This window comes from Novosphingobium sp. BL-S-20, from assembly GCF_055521635.1.
On the sequence record NZ_CM145494.1, the window covers coordinates 1,076,883 to 1,100,601 of the forward strand.

At 62.5% G+C, this 23,719-nt stretch carries 16 protein-coding genes and 1 pseudogene; 5 read left to right on the plus strand and 12 right to left on the minus strand.

Annotation, left to right across the window (positions count from 1 at the left end):
• Positions 1-236: 236 nt before the first annotated feature.
• A complete protein-coding gene (locus tag ACZ1II_RS13030; RefSeq protein WP_465146814.1) occupies positions 237-1,004 on the minus strand; it encodes an NYN domain-containing protein in 768 nt (255 codons plus the stop codon).
• 452 nt (positions 1,005-1,456) lie between these two features.
• On the opposite strand from ACZ1II_RS13030, the pseudogene ACZ1II_RS13035 reads away from it, so the two are divergent.
• Positions 1,457-2,026 (plus strand): annotated as a pseudogene (locus ACZ1II_RS13035) (ArdC family protein); the annotation flags it as partial.
• 136 nt (positions 2,027-2,162) lie between these two features.
• Here ACZ1II_RS13035 and ACZ1II_RS13040 read toward each other — a convergent pair.
• Complete coding sequence (locus ACZ1II_RS13040) at positions 2,163-3,155, minus strand: tyrosine-type recombinase/integrase (RefSeq protein ID WP_465146815.1); 993 nt, start codon at positions 3,153-3,155, stop codon at positions 2,163-2,165.
• A complete protein-coding gene (locus ACZ1II_RS13045; protein ID WP_465146816.1) occupies positions 3,152-3,982 on the minus strand; it encodes a tyrosine-type recombinase/integrase in 831 nt (276 codons plus the stop codon). The genes ACZ1II_RS13040 and ACZ1II_RS13045 overlap by 4 nt, the downstream gene beginning before the upstream one ends.
• A gap of 108 nt (positions 3,983-4,090) precedes the next feature.
• On the opposite strand from ACZ1II_RS13045, the gene ACZ1II_RS13050 reads away from it, so the two are divergent.
• The 4 genes from ACZ1II_RS13050 to ACZ1II_RS13065 all read left to right on the plus strand — a co-directional run bounded on the left by ACZ1II_RS13050 (position 4,091) and on the right by ACZ1II_RS13065 (position 9,025).
• On the plus strand, positions 4,091-4,267 hold the full coding sequence (locus tag ACZ1II_RS13050; RefSeq protein ID WP_465146817.1) for a helix-turn-helix transcriptional regulator: 177 nt from the start codon (positions 4,091-4,093) through the stop codon (positions 4,265-4,267).
• Between the two features lie 527 nt (positions 4,268-4,794).
• Entirely contained in the window at positions 4,795-7,110 is a 2,316-nt protein-coding gene (locus tag ACZ1II_RS13055; RefSeq protein WP_465146818.1) for an AAA family ATPase, read from the plus strand.
• A 23-nt stretch (positions 7,111-7,133) separates the two neighbouring features.
• Positions 7,134-7,928, plus strand: coding sequence for a hypothetical protein (locus ACZ1II_RS13060; protein ID WP_465146819.1), 795 nt, complete (start codon positions 7,134-7,136; stop codon positions 7,926-7,928).
• Positions 7,925-9,025, plus strand: a complete 1,101-nt coding sequence (locus ACZ1II_RS13065) for a PIN domain-containing protein (RefSeq protein ID WP_465146820.1) — start codon at positions 7,925-7,927, stop codon at positions 9,023-9,025. Before ACZ1II_RS13060 ends, ACZ1II_RS13065 begins: the two co-directional genes overlap by 4 nt.
• 251 nt (positions 9,026-9,276) lie before the next feature.
• On the opposite strand, the gene ACZ1II_RS13070 is transcribed toward ACZ1II_RS13065, so the two are convergent.
• From ACZ1II_RS13070 to ACZ1II_RS13110, 9 genes are all read right to left on the minus strand, one after another.
• The gene (locus ACZ1II_RS13070) at positions 9,277-10,344 is read right to left on the minus strand and encodes an RES family NAD+ phosphorylase (protein ID WP_465146821.1); all 1,068 of its coding nucleotides are present in this window, start codon (positions 10,342-10,344) and stop codon (positions 9,277-9,279) included.
• A gap of 300 nt (positions 10,345-10,644) precedes the next feature.
• Positions 10,645-12,945, minus strand: a complete 2,301-nt coding sequence (locus ACZ1II_RS13075; RefSeq protein ID WP_465146822.1) for a heparinase II/III domain-containing protein — start codon at positions 12,943-12,945, stop codon at positions 10,645-10,647.
• Between the two features lie 47 nt (positions 12,946-12,992).
• Positions 12,993-14,963, minus strand: coding sequence for a glycoside hydrolase family 97 protein (locus ACZ1II_RS13080; RefSeq protein ID WP_465146823.1), 1,971 nt, complete (start codon positions 14,961-14,963; stop codon positions 12,993-12,995).
• Positions 14,964-14,994: 31 nt separating this feature from the next.
• Positions 14,995-16,482: a glycosyl hydrolase family 28 protein gene (locus tag ACZ1II_RS13085; RefSeq protein ID WP_465146824.1), complete on the minus strand. Its 1,488-nt coding sequence runs from the start codon at positions 16,480-16,482 to the stop codon at positions 14,995-14,997.
• Between the two features lie 29 nt (positions 16,483-16,511).
• Positions 16,512-19,016 (minus strand): TonB-dependent receptor, encoded by a 2,505-nt coding sequence (locus ACZ1II_RS13090; protein WP_465146825.1) that lies wholly within the window; start codon positions 19,014-19,016, stop codon positions 16,512-16,514.
• A gap of 283 nt (positions 19,017-19,299) precedes the next feature.
• Positions 19,300-20,322, minus strand: coding sequence for a sugar kinase (locus ACZ1II_RS13095; RefSeq protein WP_465146826.1), 1,023 nt, complete (start codon positions 20,320-20,322; stop codon positions 19,300-19,302).
• 1 nt (position 20,323) lies between these two features.
• Positions 20,324-21,079, minus strand: coding sequence for a 2-dehydro-3-deoxy-D-gluconate 5-dehydrogenase KduD (kduD, locus tag ACZ1II_RS13100; protein ID WP_465146827.1), 756 nt, complete (start codon positions 21,077-21,079; stop codon positions 20,324-20,326).
• Positions 21,080-21,170: 91 nt separating this feature from the next.
• Complete coding sequence (gene kduI / locus ACZ1II_RS13105; protein WP_334185481.1) at positions 21,171-22,007, minus strand: 5-dehydro-4-deoxy-D-glucuronate isomerase; 837 nt, start codon at positions 22,005-22,007, stop codon at positions 21,171-21,173.
• Positions 22,008-22,247: 240 nt separating this feature from the next.
• Positions 22,248-23,645 carry a DUF1593 domain-containing protein gene (locus ACZ1II_RS13110; protein ID WP_334185482.1) on the minus strand — a complete coding sequence of 466 codons (1,398 nt, stop codon included), beginning with the start codon at positions 23,643-23,645 and terminating at the stop codon, positions 22,248-22,250.
• Positions 23,646-23,719: the final 74 nt, after the last annotated feature.

Below are 23,719 nucleotides of genomic sequence, written 5' to 3' on the forward strand. Positions count from 1 at the left end.
TTGAAGAGTGAGCCGCTACGGCTTGATGTAATTCGAATACAATCCCCTGAGTGGAATAAATCACGTTCTATGCCACTCAGGGGCACATCCCGCTTTTCCACCCTGCTGATGCTCGCGGTAGAAGTGGCTTTGGCCAGGCCTTGCGGTTCACAGGCCAACGGGGGGCGCTGTTCCGAACCGAGCGGCGCCGCCGGGATCAGATGGTATGCAGGTTGGTAGAGCGTAGAGCCGATGGTCTATGCCTTGGACTTTCCGGTGCCGCCGGGTTTGGGTGGTTGTCTGTACCGGATATGGACGCCGCGGCCCGGCGTGCGCCTGACTTCGAAGGCTCCGGTCTTTTCCACCAGGTCCCCGAGCTTGGCATGGCCGAAAGTGCGTGGGTCGAAGTCGGAGGCCAGCGCCGCCAGGCGCTGGCCAACGCCGCCCAGCGAAACCCAGCCGTCGTCGTCTTCAAGCTGTTTCACAGCGCGTCTAATAAGCGGAACCGCCATGGAAGGCGAACGGGCAGACGAGGCAGGTCGCTGATCCGGTCGTTCCGGTTCGTCGGAGGTCGGGGCTTCCGGAAGCAGGTTCTCGGTGTAGATGAAGCGCTTGCATGCCTGGCGGAAGCTTTCGGGCGTCTTCTGCTCCCCGAAACCGTAGACATCGATCCCCTGTTCCCGGATGCGAGCGGCAAGCCGGGTGAAGTCGCTGTCAGAAGACACCAGGCAGAATGCCTCGAAGCGGCCGCTATGGAGCAGATCCATGGCGTCTATGACCAGAGCGATGTCCGATGCGTTCTTGCCCACGGTGTTCGCGAAATTCTGGTGCGGCATGATCGCATGCGTGGCCAGAACGTCCGACCAGGATTTCAGGCGAGTGCCGGAAAAGTCGCCGTAGATGCGGCGCACACTGGCCTCGCCGATCTTGGCAATCTCCGCGAACAGTCCGTCCGCAATCCGGTAGGAAGCATTGTCCGCGTCGATAAGGACAGCGAGCCTTGGGGTTCTTGGTTCGGAAGCCATTTCTCATCATGACTTTTCGTAGGGCTGTCTTCCACTCCTAAATCAATTTCGGCCTTTCGGCTTTGCCTTGGGCTCATTCTGGACCGGCTAGGGCCGGGTGACTGTCCCCGCGCGTCCCGCGCGGCCGGGCTCTATCTCGCTTTTCTCGACCGAGCCGCCTTTGGCGTCTCGTCCCTGCGGGCGACGATCCCTGACAGGGGCGGCCCTCGCGGGCCGAATGCGGACGCCCTGCCTGCGGCATGGCGGCGCTTGCCCTGCTTCTGGCTGGCGGGGGGCGTCACGGACCGATAGCCACGCCATGGCGAGCCGCAAGGCGGGCTTTGCCCGCCTCCTCCACTGCGTTTCGGCCCTTCGCGTGCGCCCCGCCATCTTGGCGAGGCTCCTGGTCCGCTCCTGCCGCCCCCCGCCACCCCGGCGCCGGTCAATGGCGGTTGTAGAAAAGGAGTAGGGTAATGAGCAGGACAGAACGTCTCTCGCTTTATGGAGAAGTTACCACCCGCATCATCGCAGAGCTCGAACAGGGAAGGCTTCCCTGGGTGCAGCCTTGGGACTCGTGCCGGTGCCCCTGCATGATGCCGCGCAATGCGGCATCGGGGCGGGCCTATTCGGGGATCAACGTGCTCATCTTGTGGTGCGAGGCAGTGGAATGCGCGTTCAGTTCGCAGCGCTGGTTGACCTACCGGCAGGCCATGGCGGCGGGCGGGAATGTCCGGCGCGGCGAGAAAGGCACGGTGGTTTGCTATGCGGACCGCTTCACGCCCAGGGACGAGGCGGAAAAGGCACGCGGCGAGGACCGGGAGGCAAGAACGATCGCGTTTCTAAAGCGCTTCGTCGTCTTCAATGTCGACCAATGCGAGGGGCTGCCGGAGGACTTCGAGGAGGAGGCTGCGGTGCCCGATCCGGTTCTCAGTCATGCCGCAGTAGACCGGTTGATAGCTGCCAGCGGCGCCGATTTCAGGATTGGCGGAAACGAGGCCTATTACTCTCCGGGCAAGGATTACGTGCAGGTCCCGCCGCAGGCAGCTTTCCATGAGCCGGTGAACTGGTTCCGCACGGCGCTTCACGAAATGGGGCATAATGCCGTAATCCGGATTATGCCGCATGACCTCCGCAGAAGGCTGGTTTTTCAGGCATCGGCCATGCGGCTGTTCGGCATAATTAGAGCCCTTCCAGGAAGGCGAGAAGCTGGTCGTCGGGCCGGAACCGGCCTGACGGCGTTGGCGGAGCAGCGACGCGGGCGAGTGCCTTTTCCTTCATCCGCATATCGGCGTGGATGTAGATCTGGGTGGTCTCGACGTTCTCGTGACCAAGCCAGAGCGCGATCACCGCTGGATCGACGCCGTGATGGAGCAGGTCCATCGCCGTGCTGTGGCGCAGCGTATGCGGCGTGACCCGCTTGACGCCGATGCTCGGGCACGCGCGCGACGCCGTGAGGCAGTGCTTGCGGACCAGATGTCCGAGCGCATCCCGGCTCAGTCTCTCGCCCCGGATCGACGGGAACAGAGGCTTGCTCCCATCCTTGTCGCTGCCGATCCACGCCGCCAGCAGCTTGGCCGTCTCGCGACGGAGCGGGGTGGCGCGCTCCTTCCGGCCCTTGCCCATGCAGCGGATATGCGCGCCGCTTCCGAGCACAACATCGCCTCGCGTGAGGCCGACCAGTTCGGATGCTCGGAGGCCGGTCTGAACCGCGAGCAGCAGCAGCGCATGATCGCGCCGCCCCGCCCATGTCGTGCGGTCCGGCGCTTCCAGCAATGCCGCCATTTCGTCGGCGTCGAGGAATGTCACCGTGCGCTTCACGTAGCGCTTGTTCGGCATGGCGAGGATGCGCTGGCAGTGCAGCAGCCAGGTCGGATCGCTCATCGCAACGTAACGGAAGAACGAGCGGATCGCGGCGAGCCGGGTGTTACGGCTGCGCGCGGTGTTGCGCCGTGCCGTCTCGGTATGGACGAGGAAGTCGGCGACCAGATCGGCGTCGATATCCTCAACCGTAAGTTTGACGGGCGGCTTGCCGTGATGGGCGCTCGCATATCGGAGCAACAACCGGAACGTGTCGCGATAGCCCACAACCGTATGATGGCTCGCCTCCATCTGGACGCACAACCGGTCGGTGAAGAAGCGCTGGATCAGTGCAGGCAAGGCGACCGCGCTCACTGGGCTGCCTCCCGGCCATCGGCTGTCGCTCGCACCATCGCCAGATCAAGCATTTCCGGGACCGCTTCCAGATACCAGTATGTGTTGGAGGGATTGCTATGGCCCAGATAGGTCGTCAGCCGGATCATCTCGCGCGCCGGGTCTTTGCCGGTGCGATACCAACCGATCATCGTCTTGACCGCGAAGCTATGACGCAGATCGTGGATGCGCGGCCCGCGACCATGCTTGCAGTATGGCTGATGAGCCCGAAGCCCGATCTGCTGGCAGGCCCGCGCGAAGTTATAGCGGGCCGCGCAGTCAGTGAACCTCGTCCCCTTGTCCGTGACGAACAGCGGCTTGGCCGGATGGCCGATCAGCCGGTCGCGTTCGGCAAGATAGCCGATCAGCTTCGCAGCGACGCTCGGATCGAGTGGCAACAACCGCTCTTTGCCGAGCTTGCCTTGCCGGACGCGCAGCACGCCATGATCGTCATCGAGGTCATCACGATTGAGCCCGAGCGCCTCGTTGATCCTCAGGCCCGTGATCGCGATCAGCCCGAACAATGTCGAGCAGGTCAGCCCGCGCAGGCCATAGATCGATGGCAGCGCGTTGGCCGCTGCGATAATCGACCCGATCTCGGCATCGGTGTAAATATGCGGGCGCGACCGTTGGAAGCCACCCGGCAAGAGGCCACGCGGTGGCGGTTCGTGCCTCGGATCGAAGCTGCTCAGCCACTGCGCGAACAGCCGCACGACGCTGAGCCGCGCCGCTCGGGTCATCGTGGGAGCGCAGATGTCGATCTCGAAGGAGGCGGAGTCCAAAGGGGCGAGGCTCTTTGCCACGCTCATCGATGAGGTTGCGGATCGGTTGGCGGGCAATGCGGCCGAGGAGAGCGCTGATCCGGCCATTCGCAAGCTGAGGTCGTTCCAGTGAGGGGGCGGGATGACACTGCCGGCATGCCGCGCCGCCCGGAGCCGCTCGCCGTGCGCATTCCCGAGGCCTGTCGGATGATCGGTATAGGCAGGTCCAAGCTCTACGAGCTGATCGCCGACGGGACCATCCAGGTCGTCAAGATCGGCAGCATCACCGTCATTCCGGTAAGCCAGCTTCGCGCGCTGGTGGAGAGGGAGTGAGGCACAGTCCTGGCAAACTGGCATGGCGGGAGTTGGGACTTTGTGCTCGGTCCGCTTAAGAGCTGCCATTATAGAATAGCGGACGTTCGTACCTGAGGGTGCTGGTGTTAATTGCCGCCAACATTCCAGACATTCATGCCAGTTGATCTGGGTACCCCAACCGTTCGGCCATTCACGCTATTTGTGCCACTCTCAAAAGGCGTGGTCTGGTATTGCTCTGGCAGAAAGCCAAGCGTCCTATACCCTGGGAGGCCGGGTCAGACTATCGGGCATCGACTTCAGCGACGTGACGGCACCGTTACCCGAGATCGTCGTCGATCCGGCAGCAGACTGCCTAGAAATCGGGGCAGCCTCGCTTCCGTCAGCGAAGCTGTTTTCAGGGGCTAATCGTCGCGGTTAATACTTTGCAAACAACTGTCCCAAATTAGGCCATGCCAGGTCCATAGCTACTGCTCTGTGAGTAAATGCCGTTTGTGCGATTGATGTCGCTTTGACTTACGCCCGGATCGCATTCAATTTTAGACGCTATGCTGACCAAAATCGTGATTCGCAATGTTGGTGTACTTCGAGCCTTTAAGACGCCGAACGAAACTAACCTCGACAAGCTGACGCTGGTCTATGGCCGCAACGGTCGTGGTAAATCCACGCTGACGTCAATTCTTCGAGCCGCGCGCGACGCGAATCCCGAGATCGTCATGGGCCGCCAATCGCTTGGCAATGGCGGCGGAGCGCCACATGTCGTCCTGACCTCCAACGCCGGGAGCGTACTGTTCAAGGACGGCCGCTGGAACACCAAGGGAGCGCCGATTGAGGTCTTCGACACCACGTTCATCGCCGACAACGTTTTCGCCGGCGAACTAATTGACCTGTCGCACGATCGGGGCTTGTTCTCGATCATCATCGGGGCTGACGGCGTCCGCTATGCCAAGCACCTCGACCGGTTCAACGTCATTGCCAAGAATACGGCGGCGGCGCTGAAGGCGGCCGACGCGGCGCTTACCGCAGACGTGCCAACCGACATGGGCCGAGACGAATTCTACACCCTTGGTACGAACCCGGCATATGAGCAGCGCCTCGATGCAGCGGAGCGCACGCTGGCCGCCATCCGGCAGGCCGACAAGATCGCGGCCCTGAGTGACCTTGAACCCCTCTCACCCGTCGAACTCCCTGCCGACATCGGTCGAATTCTGGGGAGCACGGTTGCAGACATCGATGCGGCCGCGCGGGACCGACTTCGCGCCCATTTCAAGCGGTTCGGCTTCGACAAGAACGGCGAATCCTGGCTGACCTATGGCGTCGAACACATTCACGACGACGCTTGCCCACTCTGTGGCCGCGACGATGTCGATAGCGAGGGGATGGTCAGCATCTATGGCCAAATCTTCAGCGAGACCTACAAGGCACATCTCAGCGCTATCAATGTCTGCGGTTCCGATCTTGACCAGCAGTTGGGGGAAGCGTCTCGTCGGGCGCTGACCATTGCTGCCGCTAAGAACGCGACAGCGGCTTCGAAATGGTCAGATTACGTCCGGTTCGACCGCGAACTGCCCGACATTGCCGAATGCTTGGCCAAAATCGCAGATGCCCATGTGCTGGCCCGAACCCTGCTCGAACGCAAACGCTCCTCACCGCTGGAGGTGATGGAGAAGATCGACGACCTTGGCGCAGCGGCAGGAGCCGTCATTGCCGCACGGAATCTGGTCGATGCCTACAACTTCACCATTGCAGCGATGAACGAGACGATCCGTGCTGCGCGGGTCGCATCCAACACAACGGAGAGCGAGGCGCTGCTGGCCCGCGACAACATTAAGAAGCGCATCGCGCGCCAAGACCCTGGCGTTCAGGGCCGCATTAAAGCGTATCGCCGCGCGAAGAACCGGGATATTCGGGCGAAAGCTGTTCGAACCACCATCCAGGGCAAGCTCAAGCAAGCGAATGAAAGTGCAGCGGCGCACTATCACGCGAAGGTCAACCACTACCTTGCGCGCTTCGCCGCCAGCTTCACTATTTCGGAAATTTCCAACAGCATGCAGGGCAACGCTGGGCAGTCCGACTATGGGCTGCTCATCAAGGGCGAGGCGATCAAGCGCGGCCGCGGACGCATTTCAGATGCGGAACCGACGTTCCGCAACACGCTGTCCGCCGGCGACAAGACAACGCTGGCGTTCGCCTTCTTCCTCGCCAAGCTGGACCACGACCCGCTGCTGGCTTCCAAGACCGTGGTCATCGACGATCCATTGAGCAGCCACGACAGCCACCGTCGCCGGGAAACCATCGAGCGGGTCAAGGACCTGTGTTCGCGTTCCCTGCAGGTCATCGTCCTTTCGCATGACGAGTTCCTGCTCCATCAGGTGCAACAGCGCTGTGTCGGCGTGCCATGCGCTTCCATTCACGTCGACCTGTACGACAACGATGGATGGTCGACAGCGAAGACGGCTGATTTCGAACAGCTGTGCCTAGATAGCCATCCGAAACTGGTGGGTGAAATCGCTGCCTTCGTAGACAGCCGTCAAGGGAAAGCAGACGATGTCGTGTTCAAGATCCGGCTAGTGCTGGAAACGCATTTCCGGCGGTCATACTCGGCATACTTCGCGCGCAACTTGAACCTTGGGCAGATCGTGAAGAACATCCGGACATTGGGTGGCGCTCATCCATGCTTCCCGTTCCTTGCTAAGCTCGACGCATGCGATGATGCGACCTGCAACAAGCACCACGGCGATGATGCCCTCGTTGTCGAAAAGCGAGGGGTCGATCCCGATGACCTTCGTGTCATTGCCATCGATGCGCTGGAATTGGTCGGGGCGCGTCGTCCTACCGAGCCAGCGATCGCGGTGCTGCAGTAACGCCGTTCCGGCTGACGACTGAGATGAGTGTGCCCCCGGACTTCGAAGATGCGCTCGGAGAGTCGCTCGACGTCATCGACCGCGAATTGGCGAACGACGAGGTGCCGTTGCGCGACCGGCCCTTGCGGGCCGCGCGAGACTTCGTGACTTATTGCGTGATGCAGGTCGCGGTGGGCGAGGGGATCACCGAGCCCGGCAAATTCCTCGACTACATGGCGAGCGACTGGTTCAAGGCGATCTATGCCCGCACCGTAGGCTGGTATACCGCGCGCTACGGCCAAGCGGTGAAATCAGGGTCCGACAAATCCCACACCGGCTGCATCCTCGTGCTCGACACGCCGTTTGCGATGCGCATCCCGGTCGTGACGAAGCGGCCTGGCCAACCCGGCGAGACCGTTTGGGTCTGCTTCCCCCAGCAAGTCGAAGACGACGAAGACCCGCTGGAATGGATCGTCGATGGCCCCAATGTTCGCGAGCTGCCGCGCAGCGATGGACTCAAAGCGCGCCGCCAGGCGATCGAGATCGCCAATGCCGATCGAGTGATCGTGACCTCGATCATGGCACTCGAACTTCCGACCAAGCACTTTGCCTTCGAGACCGTCGCCGACGTGAACGTCGTTGCCCGCCTGTTGCGCCAAGTTCTCGACCTTGCGCTCGCTAGCCACTTCGAAGCGTTCGATCACGGTCTCGTAGGCGACATATTCGAGCCGGCGTTCGCGCCGGGGTGGTCGTTCCTCAAGATGCCGCTGGTAGGCGCAATCGACCGGCACTTCGACTTTAAGGCCGAGCGCCAATGGAAGAAAGAGGCGGGGCAATGACCGATCCAACAGTCTCGACGACGGGTGACGCGGGCGACTCGGTCGACGGTGCCGAAGAGACCTGGGTCGTTCGTTTGTTGATCGACACCAGCGTGTGGCTCGATCTCGCCAAGGATTATCGGCAACGGCCAACGCTCGCCGTGATCGAGCAACTGATCAAGGCCGATGCCCTGCGCCTGTTGCTTCCCGACCAGGTCTCGGCCGAGTTTGCGCGGAACAAGGAGCGCATTGTCCGGGAAAGCGGGCAGAGCCTGTCGTCGACCTTCCGCCGCGTCCGCGATGCTGTCGACCGGTTCGGAAACGCCGAAGGTAAGGATGCCGCGCTCGTCCAGCTCGGCGACATCGACCATCGCATCGCCATCCTGGGAGAAGCGGTCAATGAGTCGATCGCCCAGATCGAGGCGCTGTTCGCCGGCGCCGAACATATTGCTACCAGCGACGACGCGCTGCTTCGCGCCGCCGAACGCGCGATCGGCAAACGTGCGCCGTTCCACAAGCCCAAGAATAGCATGGCGGATGCCGTACTGATCGAGCTCTACGCTGCCGCCGCCGCCGATGAGGTGACGTCAGACGACGCCTTCGCGTTCGTCACCCACAACAAGCATGATTTCAGTGCGGTCGGCGCGGACGACCGCGCACCGCATCCCGACATCGCCGACCTCTTCGACGGCGAGCGATCGGTCTATGCCACCAACCTGGTCGACCTGCTGGGCGACATCGCGCCGGACTGGGTTGAGGAGCTCCGTGCCGAATTCGAGGACGAGATCGAGCCGCGCAAGCTGTCCGAGCTTCTGGCTGCCGAACGACTGCTCGAGCGCCAGATCTGGTACAGCCGCCATGGCTTGCGTGCACAGATGATTGCCGAGGGCAAGACCAAGGTTCTGCCCGAAAGCGAGTATTCGCGTGATCCGTACAAACCCAATGAGATCCTTGACACGATCTGGACCGGTGCGCTCGCAGCTGCAAAGCGGGTAGAAGAAGAGGTCGGTCTCGAAAATCTTGGACCCTGGGACGACTTCGAATGGGGCATGTTGAGCGGAAAGCTCAGCGCGCTGCGCTGGGTCCTCGGCGACGAATGGGATAACCTCGATACCTGACGGGATCCACGCATCATGCGGATTTTAGGAGTGCCATGTGCAATCATTATGGCTACGCGAATCTCCGGTAACAGGAGCGGATCAATCTGAACGGCCGAGATTTAGTGCGGAGCCGGCCGGCGGCTCCACGGCGGGCGAATGACTAATTCCGGCACGAGCAGTCATTCAAGCTTCAGTCTTAGAACGGCTTGAATCGGGCGTCTATCCGACGCTGACTGATTGACCGCGGTCGGCACGAAGCCACCGTTCCTTCAATATGTCACAGGCCCGAAGATCATCTTGTACTTCACCTGACCGATGAGCAACCGGTTTACACCGACGACTGCGACCGAGCCTTCGGCCACCGGTCGTCCGAAAATTGCTAGGTTCCCGATGATCTTGGACTTCTCAAAATCTGGAGATTGACCAAAGCGGCGCGTCGAGAGACCGTAAACGGTATCAAACGGATTTCCGCCGGTGTGAAGGACGCTGAAATAGGACGGGTAGATCATTCCGTCGAAACCACGCGCCTGGACGGCTCGGGCGATCTCCCGCGTGATCGGATACGCATGCGACTGGGCGAGGAACAACATCAAGACACTCAGGTCGAGGCTCTCGCACTCGGTGCAGTCTTCCTGCAGAATGGCGGAGAGATCGATCAGCTTCAGCGGGCGCTTCGGTCGCAAGGTTGCGATGTAGAGTTCATCTCCCGCCATGAAGCGGCACTCGTGAACGCAAATTTCCGCGTCCTGTGAGCCATAGAGAACCGGCAGGTCGGATGCATCGAGTCGGCCTTTGCCCCAATGCTCTTTCGGTGGTGCGTCATATTCGTCCGGCTTGGCCGGATTTTCTGGTGCCTTTCGAACTCGATAGAATTCTGTGTCTGTCAACGTGACGGTCGGATAGAGATCAAGAATCCGTTCGATTACTGCCGGCCGTCGCGCAGCATCCTGCAGATCCTCCAAAGGGGCGATATTTCCGATCATCCAAAGCCGCGGCCCATAGTGGAAAAAGCCGATATGCAGCACGTTCTGAAGCAGATTGACATCGGCGGCCAGCGGCGGGTCCGGGTTCAGTGACCCTTGCAGCGTCTCGTTGAAAACGATCGTAGGCGCTCCGCCATAATCCATGACGACAGTGCTGCCCTTCTCAAAGAAGGTTTCGGATAGCCAAAGCAGGTCGCCTCGCGTCAGACAATGTTTGGAGACTGCGCCGCAATTCGGACATGAGCGCTCCTCGGTCTCGAACCACCTTGCCATGTGGCGGAGTCCGCGATCTTTGAAACATTCCGCGCACAGCAGGATGTCGGCAGCAAGTTGCTCATCGTGATCGTCAGTCATGCATCATCCCCGCTGATCGCGTCTCCAGCGCGCTAGCCGGGTAGGTGTTTAGGTCAAGTGGCTTCAGTATGATCCCGTCTGGACGCATGTGAATGCCCTTTTTCGGCGGGAGCCGTCGCCGCGTGAATGTCAGCTATCCCCTCGACTTGGTTCCGAATCGGACAGACGCCTTCCGGCCAGTCCAAGGCATCCCGAATGAGAAAACTGCCGGTCCGTACCTGAGAGCGTAAAAATGGGTGCTGAATGACCGACAAGGGTCGACTACGGAAGGGTTGCTCGCCGTTGCTCGAGTGGGGGCTATCAGTTCGTTCTCGGCAGTACGGCTTGGCCATTGGAGCACGCGGCCGACCGCTCTGTGCCTGCCACTTGCACGGGCGCGGAGCAGGCGATGCGCACGGTCCCGTGGGTGCCGCTGAATTGAACCTGTGTGCTGGATCCCATCTCGAGATGGGCGGTGACCTTCGCTAGTGAGTCAAAAAGGACAGCGCCCGAGCGGCGGACATAGCTGGCGTCCACAACCGTGATCTCGTCAGGGTTCCTGTTTGCTTCACGGCGCGCGGGGCGGCTGACAGCCAGGACATAAGCGTCGGTGTCGAGGCCGGCTATCGTGGTATTGGCGTTTCGATGGCGAAGCCGTCCGTCCGCCAGAAGGTTGAAATAGACCTCTGTGATTCGATCGGTGCCGGTGATGCGGACGCCGATCCAGTCCATGCCTACAAGGCGTTCGACCCGTGATGCAGACTTACCGTCGATGCGGGGCTGCAGGGCAACCAGGAACTTTTCGCGATCGCTTTTCCCGACGGGCTGGAAGCCGAGGTAGGCTTGTTTTATTTTCGGGTCCTCGTCGGCGAGGCCCTCATGGCTGATGAGACGCAGTGCATAAGGATAGTCGGTCGGTAAGCCGCCATCCGGCAGAGTCGTGGGGAATAGCGGAATGACGTCAACTTCGGCGTCCCCGTCGCGAATTTCGACGGTCCTGCCTTTTCGCGTCGCGGTTCCGCCGTGATGGAGCAGCCACTCGAATTGGCCGGGATCGCGGCTGCGGACGTCGTCGAAGAGAATGATCGTGTCCCCGATCCAGAGGATGTTGCGGTAATTGCGCTGGAAGTATCGGCTCGTCGGTCCGGTGGCATCCGCCCAGGCGTAGCGAATGTTGGGCGTATCGAGAACGTGGTCGATCGTGCCCATTGAAGCCGAACCGTCGTACAGGTCGCTGGCGGGCTCCGCGTGCCCGTCGATGGTGACAACGTTATGGGCCTCGCTCTGCCGGTAGTAGGCATCGTATTCCGGCGTCGAATAGCCTGAATGGCCGGAATCCGCGATGAGCGTGCGACCCTTGTGGTATAGGATGAAGCTGCCTGCATCGGCGTGATTGTGGTTCCAGGTAAACCCGGATTTGACCCCGAGGAGCGTGGAATCGGGAGACCAATCACTTCGCATCGTTAGCAGGCCCTGATCCCGAGATACGTAAGTGCGCGATGTGGCGATAGGCGACGACGCGGAAGCGCGGGCCCGGGCGTCAGGGAAATAGGGGAGGTTGGTGGCATCCCTCCAGGCATCCTTCGCAGATACGCCGGAGAAGCCGGCGATGTACTTCAGGTACTCAGGATTGTGTTCGCCAAGCGCCCACAGGTCGGCCAGCGTGTGGCAACCACAACTTGGCGGGCGACTGTCACCGAAATTGAGCGACACCCACCCCTCGCTGCGAGGATAGCTGGTGGCGAGAAAATATCCCGCGACCTTGTCGAGTCCCCTGATGGAGGAGGGCGGGCTGCCCATCGCCTCGTTCCACGAACGGCGGAAAAGCATCAAGCTGTGCAATGCCAGTTCGGCATAGGAGACAGTTTCCGAGTAGGCGCCGTCACTACCGAAAGTGGGGGGTTTGGTGCCGATGCGGGTGCCTGGGAACTCGAACCATTCCACGCTCGCCTCGTCTATGCGGCGGGCCCATTCGAGGCCGCGAGGATCATCCTCGCGCACGGCGAGCGCCGCCACTCCGGCGCCGAAGACGATGTGTGCCCACCAGTTATGCCCCATCGTATCGAGCGCATGGATACGCTTTGCACCATCGACCCAGTCGTCCATGATCGGGAGTATGGCGCCTCGGATGATTCCCTGGACGATGGTCTGGCGGTCGGCCTGCGAAAGCGTGTCTCGAACGGCGTCATAGGCAATGCCGGTGCTCGCGGCGGCATAACCCATCCCGAGGTCGGATTTCCACGGCGGATCGCGGCGGGCGAGGGGGGCGTCGGTCAGCCAGTCCTTTTTGGCCGCGCGCTGCAGCAGGAGGGTCTTGGCTCCTTGCGCGTACTTTACCTGACCCGTGACACGGAATGCTAGTGCGAGAGCTTCCAGCGCACTGTCGATCTCGCGATCGCCGCGCGGCGGCGAGGACAGCGCCTTGTCCGCCGCCTTGCGCAGCACATCCCAGCGCGCGCGGGCTTCGGGGTCGTTGGCGACGAGTTGCTTCACCCGCGCGATGTTGCCAGGATTGAACGCCAGGGTGGCAGGGGATGTTTCGGCCTGTCCTTGAGCCATCGCAGGCACGGTTGCCAGTATCACGGCCAGGGTGGCCAGAGCGCTTCGCATCATCTCATCCATTCCCCGTCCAAGCCGTAGCGCCTGGACCAGTTGCTGTGTGTTTTGTGTCAGGTCATGCGCTCGAAAAGGATTGCCTGGCCGCCGCTTGGCTGCATTGCGACCTTCAGAATGGCCGCGGCATTCACATCACGCCGGGAGATGTCCACTTGGGTGAGTCGGGGTTCCTGCGCCCGGGCGCCGTCGGCAAAGATCATCGCCTGCCATCGCCCTTCGCCTAGGAAGTCGAGGGAAATCTGGATCGTGCGTTCCTGTTCATTGGTCATCGCGCCCAGAAACCAGCGATCCCCGCTCCGCCGGGCGACCGCCACGTACTCCCCGGGCTCGCCGGCGATCGGGCAGGTCTCGTCCCAAGTGGTGGGGCATTCATCGAACCAGTGCAGCGCGGGCCAGCTTCCGGTGCGGTACTTGCCCGGAGCATCGTACCAGTAAAGGAACGTGAGGGGATTGTAATAGACTGCCGCCATAGCCAGTTGGTGCGCGTTGGTCGTCTTGTTCATGTAATGATCGTAGCAGATCGTGTAGTCGATCGGACCCGACAGCGCGCGAGTGAAGGGCAGGGTGACGTTGTGCCGCGCGGTGGGGAACTGTTCGTTGCCGCGCACCCCTTCGAGAGCGACGTAGTTGGGCAGGGTGCGCTCCAGTCCGGCGGGACGCAGGTTGTCGTGCAGGTTCACCAGCAACTGATTGTCGCCGCAGGTCTTCACGAGGTTGTAAATCCAGTCCACATCCTCCTGCCGTCCTTCCCAGATGAAGCCGAACTTGATCCCGGCGATGCCCCACTTGCGGTAAGTGGCGACGATCGCATCGAGCTGGCGCATCGCAGGCACGCGGTCGACGTAGACGATGGTGCCGATACCGTTCTGGCGCGCGGCGGCGACGATGACTTCCATGTCGAGGCCGTCGATGGGACGGGTGGCATCGCTGGGGTCGGTGCCGTCGCCGTACCAGTGTGCGTCGAACTCGATGTAGTCGAGCTTGCGTTCGTGGGCGAAGGCGATGCCTTCCATGGCGCCTGCGTTCGAATAGGGCTTGCGGATTCGGAAGGCGCGGCCCGGGCGGATCCAGTCGTCGGAGCCGAGCCTGTCCGGCGTGGCAAGCGTGGGAATGAACCCTGCCTTGTCAATCAGTAGCGCAGGATGCTCGCCGACCATGATGACTCGCCATGGAGTCGTGAAAGGCGCTTCAACAGCGAACACGGGTGCGGCGTGGGTGTCGCCGGGCCCCGAATAGCCGGTGGCGCGGCCCGGGAAGTGCATAAGGCGGCTGACCATAGTCTGCTCATCCTCACCCGGTGCCAACATCATCCGCGGGTAGTGCAACCGGTCGGATTCGCAGAGTAGCATGGCAAGGCCTGCAGAAGTCTGGGCCAGCGCCGGCGTGTCGGCCAGCGCGCCCTTGTCGGTGCTGGCGGTCAATTCGGGATGAGGCACAGGCGCTATGCGGCCCGGCAAGGACACGGCATACTCGCCTTCGTCGCGACTGGTCCAGACGCGAGTTCCGGTTGGCATGCGGAATTCGACCTGCTCCCCCCCCAGCGTTATGGACTGCCCAGGCGCGGACATCAGGACGAAGCGACAAGCGATCCCGTCGTCGTGCGCGAGCAGGCGGATTGCGAAACGGATGCGTGTCCGGCGGTCCTCGAACCTGGCTTCCAACTGGCTCGCCCTGCCGTCATAGCGCGCGGCAATCCCGTACGGCGGATCCCACGTGCCATCGATAGCAATGATGTCCGAGCCCAGGAACCTCGCGTCCGGCCCGAGGCGCTTGCCATCGGCAAGCACGAGCGCCAAGCGCGAGGGCTCCAGCATGACGGAATTGCCGTGCCGGGCGGCCCAGCGCGGGTGCTCGCCGCGCGATGTCGGAATCAACAGTTCCAGCGTGGTGCGTCCATCGGGGGATGAAATAGTCAGGCGCTGATCCACAGCCGGAGCGTCGGCACGCGCCGCAGGGATGGTCGCGGCCATCCCAGTAGCGGCAGCGCCAAGGCTTGCCAGGACGGTGCGGCGATTGGTCTTCATGCTTGTGCTCTCTCCCGGGGGCGTACTGGTATCAGCGGAGTTGTAGGTTCTCGACGTGCTTGCCGACCAGCAAATCCGCCCCCTGCGGCGTGTCGACGCGTTGGCCGGCGATGTTGAGGTTTTCGATCGTGACGTTGCGAACGGCGGTCTTGGCCGAAAGACCCGATATGATCGACTGGCTCGGCATGCCCTCGCCGGAGAACGTGACGTTGCGTATGGTCACTCCGTCAATTCCGCGTCCTGGCGCCTTGTTGTAGCGGGCGTTGTTACCGGCGACGATGTTTATGAGTTTGCCTTCCTCGATCCTGTCGATGCGGATGTTGCTGAAGGTGATGTTGCGGATGAGCGTGCTGTCGCCCGAGTAGGCGGCGATCGCCCCTTCCCAGTCGGGATCGTCCTCGTCGAGATTGGCGATGTCGATGTTGTCGAAGGTCACGTCACGGATTGTGCGCGGGTGGGCATTGTCGCCAAAATGGCCAATATAAAGCGCGTGAGCCACATCGTTCCAGATGCGCAGATTGCGAACTGAAATGTCGAATGTGTCCCCCGGCGGGTTGATATCTGGAATACCGGTCTGTTCCGCTCGCTGGCGGCACAGCGGACAGTCGGCGACGGCATATATCACCACGGCGTCGTCCGACACGCGTAGATAGCCGCCATCGACGGAGACGTGTCGCGAGGTGGAGATGTTGATCCCGTCCGACCATTTGCCCGAGGTGAAGCCGGTGACGTTGCGCAGCGCGACATTGCTGGAATTGCGGATGTTGATGACCCGTGCGGCGTCCTTGCGATCGCTGTTGATTAGGATGAGGTCGGAGACCGCGACGTTCTGCGCTTTATCGAGGTCGATCCCCCGCCCGGGATCCCAGAGCATCCCGCGTCCCGATATGCTGACGTCCTTCACGCCCTCGAGTGCGAAGGAGCCTTTCAGGACGGCCCCGCCTGCAAGATAGATGCGCTCGCCAGACTTGACCGGGAACACGTCGCTGCCCTCGGGCGGGAGATGGAGCCCGGGCTCGAAAACGCGCACGTTCGGCCCCTTCGGCGCGGCCGCGGGCATGGCCCCTGCCAGGATGTGCAGGTTGCGGAGTCGGTCGTCATTGAACTGGAGCGAGAAGCTCTCCGGACGCGTCAGCGTCATGTGTACGATGCTTCCCTGGCGTTCCGGCTTCACCGCGCTCGCCAATGGAGCGACGGAGACCGTATCGAAGCGGCCATTGTTCTTCTGCACTTCGATTTCAACGGTGCCTTGAAAATCGAAATACACCATCGAAGCGTTTTGCTTGGTGTCGGTGTCGACCTGAACACGGTACTCGTAGAGGTCCTGCCACGGTCCGCCCGGCTTGCGCACCCGAACCGTGAAGTCGTCGTTGTGTGCCGAGTACAGCAGCCCCTTCGGCACCGAATATACCTGCAGCGCGTCTTCCGCCGCGCTTACGACTGGGGTCAGCGTGCAAGACAGGGCTACGACGGCAAGACTCATGCCGACACGACGGCGCAGAATGGCGTATTTGCGCATCGGCGGGGCTCCTAACAGATGCGACGACATCAGAAGTTGGCCGTTCCGGTCAGGAAGAACGAGCGTGGCTGGGTGGTCAGGATGCCAGTGGTGGCATTGGGATACATGCTGATGATCTGTGCTTGTGTCAGCCCGGAAATCGGCAGGTTCGGGTTCTGGATCGAGAAGATGCCGATGTCGTTGAACACGTTGTTGACGTTGAAGCCGAGACGGAAGTCGGGCGTCACATCGTAAGACAGCGAGAGGTCGGTCTGGGTCTGGGTCGGGAATGTCGTCAGCCCGGTGAAGCTGGACGGCCGGGAGCCAAGATAGGTGAAGTTGACGAGGGCCGTGAATGGGCCGGTTGCATACTCCAGGCCAATGCGACCCTGCATCTTCGCAAGGTTCTCAAGCTTGCTGTCGGGATACGCTTCGAGTTGGTCGTCCGCCCGGCCCGTCTGCCCCATGTTCCAGTTGTACCATTCGAGCGCCTTGCCCTTCTGGAGCGTCACGGCAGCCGTCAGGCGCAACTGCTGCGTCACCCGGATATCGCCCTCGATCTCGATCCCGTAGACCCGCGTCTTGTTGAAGGCGGGTGTGGTGACGTAGGTCGTGCCGTCAAGGTCGGTGCCCTGGCCGACAACGTTCACCTTGTCGAGGAGGGTGAAAAAGGGCGTCAGCGTCAACCGGACAGCTGGGCTCGCATAGCTGAACCCTGCTTCGTACTGCGTAATTAGGGGAGGGGTGATCGGCTGGTTTTCGGCCTTGAACACCGTATCGTAGCCACCCCAAAGGCCGTCGCCGTTCTTCTTGCCACGTGCGTAGCGGACGTAGGCCGAGAAGCGATCGGAGAAGCGATAGTTCGCTGCCGCCGTGTAGTTCACGAAATCCAGTTTCTTGTCGAAAGGCACTTCGCGGTTCAGCACGCCCACGAGATTGTCGTAGATCGTCAGCGGATCGCCATCGACGCCGCCGTAGGTGCGGTCACGCGCCAGCGGGTTCGCCGAGGCGAGCAGGTTCGTGCCCTTGTAACCAAAGCGCTCGTAACGGATGCCGGCATCGAGCGTGAGCTTGTCGGTCGCCTTCCAGTTGAGGCCGCCGAACAGTGAGGTCGAGCGATTTTTTACGGTATTGCGGACCGGTGCGGTGCCGATCGAACCGAACCCGGCGGGGTTGGTCATCTGATAGACATTGCCGGTCGCGGCATCGGTGAAGGTGACCTGCGCGGCTTCCATGTCCGATTCGATCGGGGCGATGTAGCCGCCGGGCGGGAGCAGCTCGCGCACGAACTTCGAGCGCGAGAGGTATCCGCCGGCGGTCACGGTCAGCCGGCCGATACGCTTGGAGATCGTCAACTGGTCGATGAACGACTGCTCGTCGAAATCGGTCGAGGTGCCGGTCCCCGAAATGACGCCATTGGCCAGAACCTGCTGGTTGGGCAGGTTGTTGGTCAGCACCGTGTAGCCGGTGGCGGCGCTGGCCACGCGGGCGAGCAACTGGCCGTTGCTGCCGGTCACCGTGATCGTTCCCGGAACGCGGCTGAGCCCTGCTGCGCTGAAGCCCAGGTTGTTCCACAGGTTCTGGTTGTCCAGGCCGTAGGTTCCGACGCCGTTCTGGTTGAGCTTCAGGCGGTTGTCGTTGAACCGGAAATGGTTGCTAATCTGGAGCGTGTCGTCGACGTCGTGTTCCCACTTGAGGCCCACGGTCCGCGCGACGGTGTGGTCGAGATTGTCCGGATCGAAGCGCTGGCTGCCCACGACGCCCGATCCGGGAATGGTGAAGGCTGATTTGCGGCCCAGTGTGTAGTTGTCGTAGCGCGATAGGCCGGGCGCGATCTGCGGATCGTCGAAGCCGATCGAGGGGATGCGCTCGGAATCGTAGGATCCGTTGTGATCGTCGAGATACTTGCCGTAGAGGACCAGTGAGCCGGAGCCGTAGTTCCAGCCCAACGATGCCTTGATCTGCCCACCCCGGTTGAACGGATAGGCGGTCGGCCGTGCGCCAAACGAACGACGGTAGAACCCGCCAATCGAGCCATAGACGCCGCTTTCACCGAATTCAGTGCCATAGTAGGCGTCCGCACGCTGATAGGGCTGGTTCTTGCCCTCGAGACCGAGGCGAACCGAAGCCACGCCGCCGTCGTGATCCGTGAGGGCGTTTTTGGAGATGTAGTTGAACAGGCCGCCGGGCGCGTTCGGCCCTGTGACGGTCGCACTGCCGCCTCGCAGCGCCTCGACGCGCTTCAGAGTAAGGTCCTGACGATAGAAACTGTCAGGCTGGAAGCCGCTACCCTGGATGCCGATCACGGGCAGGCCATCGTCGAGCAATGCAACGAAGTAATAACCCGATGTCGCAGACTGCGTCCCGACCGACAGGCCGCGCGCATAGACGATGTTGCGCGCCTCGCCGATCGATGAGTTCACATAGACGCCCGGCACGTTCTTCAGAAGGTCTGCCGCGCTGACCGGGGCCGAGCGTTGCACGGTGTCCGAATCGATTGTCGAGATGGCGACGGCGGCATCCCGCTTGGCAGTGCGGTTGAGCACACCTGTCACGATGATCTCTTCGAAAGTTGGCTCTTGTGCGTTCGCACCGGTTGCAGCGTCTTGAGCGAACGCTGGAACAGCCAAGCAGGAGGTTACCAGTAACGGCGCCAGCTTGATCGATGTACGAACGCCGCCGCTGTACCGCGACAAGGTGAAGGAACTCATGAGCGCTCTCCCAAGGGCGTCTGATTGTTACGAATCTGATATCGATATCAGTCGATGGTTGCAAGTGGGTATCGATACCAGAACTTGCTGTTTGCTTTATCGGGCGGAATTCGGGCCGATCTTGAATTTACCGCCGCACATCCCCGCCGCCGGCGGAGAACGCTTCAAGTTCATCCACACCCAGGAGGCTCATGTCGCCGGGTATGGTATGCTTGAGCACGGTATAAGCCAGCCCGGCCTCCGCCGTCTCGGCGAGGTCCGCACCTTGCAGCCACTTGTGCAGCACACCAGTGGCAAAAGCATCCCCGGTGCCGATACGATCGAGGATGCCGGTGACGTGAACTTCGTTCGTCTGGTGCGCACCGTCGCGCGCATCGAGGCGCGCCGCAATGCGGTGGTGGCCAGAATTGACAACGTGCCGCGCCGTCGAGGCGATCAGTTGCAGCTTCGGGAACGCCTCGAAAGCAGCCAGCGCCGCCTCGCGCCGCCGGTCGGAGCCAGCAACCGAGAACGCCTTGCCCAGCAGCAGAGATATGTCGCGGTGGTTGCCGATCATGACGGTGGCCGACTGCATCAGGTCGGTGAGGATCGCGCGCGGGTCACTCTCCCATGCATCCCAGAGGAGCGCGCGATAATTGCCGTCGAAACAGACGGGCACGCCGGCGCTTGAGGCCGCAGCTACGGCGGCTTGCGCAAGCGCGACTCCTCCGGGGCCGAGCGCCGGCGTGATGCCCGACAGGTGGAGCAGTCGGGCGCCCTCGAGCGCGGAGGCGAAGTCGAACTGGTCCGCCTTGGAGGTTGCGAACACGGAACCCGCGCGATCGTACGTGATCGACGAGGGCCTCAAGCCCGCTCCGCTCTCGAGGAAATAGAGACCCATGCGCCCGACATCGCGATCCATGTGCGTGGTATCGACACCGGCCGCGCCGAGGGCCGCGCGCGCCTTGTCGCCGAGCGGGCTCGACGGCAGGCGCGTCAGCATCTTCACGTCATGGCCCAGCGAGGCGAGCCCCGCCGCGACATTGGCCTCGGCCCCGCCGACGACCATGTCCAGCGCATCGCACTGGACGGTCAGCCGCGCGCCCGGCGTGGCGAAGCGCAGCAGGACTTCGCCGAAGGTGACGACATGACCGGAAGTGCTCCTGGTCATGTCAGCGCGCCAGCCAGCCGCCGTCGACCGCCAGCACCTGGCCGGTCACGTAGTCCGATGCCTCGGAAGCGAGGAACACGGCGGCGCCCGCGATGTCCTCCGGCTTGCCCCAGCGTCCGGTCGGGATGCGTTCGAGAATCTGGCGGTTGCGCGTCTCGTCGGCGGAAAGCGCGGCGGTGTTGTTGGTGGTGATGTAGCCCGGCGCGATCGCGTTGACCTGCACGCCCTTGGGTGCCAATTCGTTCGCCATCGCCTTGGTGACGCCGGAGACGCCCGACTTCGCCGCCGCATAGCTGGGCACGCGAATGCCGCCCTGGAAGGTCAGCAGCGAGGCAATGTTGACGATCTTGCCGGTTCTGCGCTCCACCATGCCCTTCACAGCCGCCTGGCTGAGGAAGAACAGGGTCTTGAGATTGGTGTCCATCACCGCGTCCCAGTCCGCTTCGGAGAACTGGAGCAGGTCGTCGCGGCGGATGATCCCGGCATTGTTGACGAGGATATCCACTTTACCGAGGCTCGCGACTGCCTCGTCGATCACGCGGCCGACCGGCTCGATGCTGGACAAGTCGGCCTTGATGTTTACCGCCTTGCGGCCCGTCGCGGCGATCAGTGCCAGCGTCTCGGTTGGCTCGGAACGGCCCGCGACGGCGACGTCGGCGCCCGCCTCGGCCAGCGTGACGGCGATGGCCTGGCCGATGCCGGTGTTGGCGCCGGTGACGAGCGCGGCCTTGCCCGTCAGGTCGAAGGAAATTGCCATGATACCATCTCGCCACTGCGGGCGCCGTCACGCGATCCCCGCGTGCGGCGTCCCTGATTATTCGTCATTGCCTTCGGTGCCGGAGCCGCTCCTACTGGAGCTGGCAGATATCCAGCACGTTCATGTCGGTGTAGTCGAGGTTTTCCCCGCCCATCGCCCAGATGAACGCATACTTCTTGGTGCCTGAGCCCATGTGGATCGACCACGGCGGGCTGATGACCGCCTCTTCGTTGGCGATCACGATGTGACGCATCTGGTCGGGCTCGCCCATGTAGTGGAAGATGCGGTCGTTCTCTTCCGGTAGTTCGAAGTACAGGTAGATTTCCGAGCGGCGGTCGTGGAGGTGCGGCGGCATGGTGTTCCAGACCGAGCCTTCTTCCAGCACGGTCAGGCCGAGCAGGAGCTGCGCGCTCTCGCACACGCCGGGGATCACGAGCTGGTAGATCGTGCGCTGGTTCGAGTTGGCGAGGTCGCCGCGCGCCAGCGGGTTGGCCTGATCGAGCGTGATGTGCTTGATCGGCAGCGCCTTATGAGCCGGGACCGACGCGATGTAGAAGCGCGCGCCCTCACCCTCGAAGATCACCTCTTCGCTGCCCATCGGCACGTAGAGGCATTCCTTGTTCTTCACCTCGAAACGCTGGCCGTCGACAGTGATCGCGCCTGGGCCGCCGATGTTGGTGATGCCCGCTTCGCGTCGCTCGAAGAACGACTTACCCTCGGCACTCTTGGGGACGGTCTGCAGCGGCAGCTTGAGCGGCTCCGCGCCCGGAACTGCGCCGCCGATGATGAAGCGCTCGTTGTGCGAGTAGTTGAGGTTGACCTCGCCGGCCTTGAACATGCCGGTGACCAGGTAGCGGTCGCGCAGTTCCTCGTTGGAGACACACTCCATCATGTCCGGATGGGTGGCGTGGTACGTCTTGCAGAACACTGGTTTCCCTCCTTGGGGTATCGGATTGTCTGACGTTGTTCGAATTCCTGGCCTGGCCTCGCACCTGCGACGAGGTGCGGGCGACAAGCGCATGCATTGGCCCTTCGGCAGCGATGTTGCAGGGGCCATCGGAAACCCAGCCCTCGCCGACCCGGTCTCCGGCTATGGAATGGAAAGCGGACCGGAAATCGGTGATCTCCCAGTCCTTCGCAACACTGCGTGCACAGGGGCGATGGAAAGTCATTGACTGATGCTTTCAACGGCTTTCGCCGGATTGATGATGACCCGGCGGTACCGGGTCATTGCTGGCGATCCACGATCGGTCACCTGCAGGATGACGTGGATCGGCTTCGTGGCGCCGGATGGAACGGTAACGGTCGCGATCGCCTTGTGGCTGTCGCGAATTTCGGGAGCGGCCTCGGGGAATGTCGATCCTGCTTCGGGATAGCTCGACCAAGCGAAGTCGAGCGGGTCCCCGTCGGGATCCCGCGAACCGCTGGCATCGAGCGTAACCGTTGTACCGGGCCTGACGGCGAGCGTAAGCGGGGAGGGCGAATGCGTCCCGTTCAGCGCGATTCGAGGCGCATGGTTCGCACAGGATTGGCATCCGGCCAGGGTCCAGGCGATGCGCGCTGCGAAGTCGTTCTGGTAGGCCTGGCGCCACCGCCAGATCGTGGCCTGCCCGCTGCGATAGGTTACGCCGTCCATGCCCACGACGGTATCGGTGGCATCGGCGAAGAGGCCCTGCTCGGGCGACACTCGACCGTAGCGGCCACCCCAACCTCCCCATTCGGGGTGTTCCGGAGAAGACAGACCGTTGCGCACGAGATTCATGAACGACGGGGTGTCCCCTTCCATGGCGTAGAGCCAAGCCGGATACAACGTGCCGAGCGGACCCTTGCGGATATTGCGGGACAGCCAGTCGTTCGTCACCAGTCGACCGTCGGGTCCGCCCAGCGCGGGAGCGACGATGTCGGGCCGTCTGTACAGATCGCCCGAGAACCCGCGCCAGGTCGCGGCCGAATAGTCGCCGAAGGCGTGGATGCTGCCGACCCAGAACAGCCCGGGAAAATTCGTCCTGATCCACGGGCCGGCATCGTCCTGGTCGGAGATCGCGTAGACCCGCAGCCGAGCGACGGCTTTGTGGACGGCCTCGGGCGAGCGGGTGTCGCGCATGTCCGTCAGCGCCTGCGCGAGGTCCACTGCGCCGCCCCACAGGGCGATCCAGAGCGGTCTGGCATCGTCGCGGTCGAGGGCGGCGATAATGGCGCGCGAGCCGTCGGTTGCCTTACCTGGGCCAACGCCTGCGAGGCCGTAGCGGGGGCTTCCCCGCTTGACAGTGCGGGCAAGGGTGCTGGCTTCAGGGTATCGACAGTCGTGGACGCGCAGGTTTCCGGCGACCTTCGCGTAGGCGGCAATCCGCTCATCCACGAGTTCGGGGCGGATCCGTTCATGCTGCCAGACCGAGGTCGACGCGACAACCGCCTCGAGGTCTATCTCGTTGGTATAGAGCAGTAGCCGGATCAGCGACTCTGAATCGTCCGGCTCGTTTCCGATGTCCGTCAGGACGATGAGCCGCGCGTTGTCGGGTTCGCGCGGACAGGCAGTCGCATCGGCCCTAGTCGCGCAGTTCGCCATCGTCGCACAGACCGCTATCGCCAATGCGCCGAGGCAAGCGGCCCAGCGAGCTGGGCTCGCGCGGCGCCGGAGCC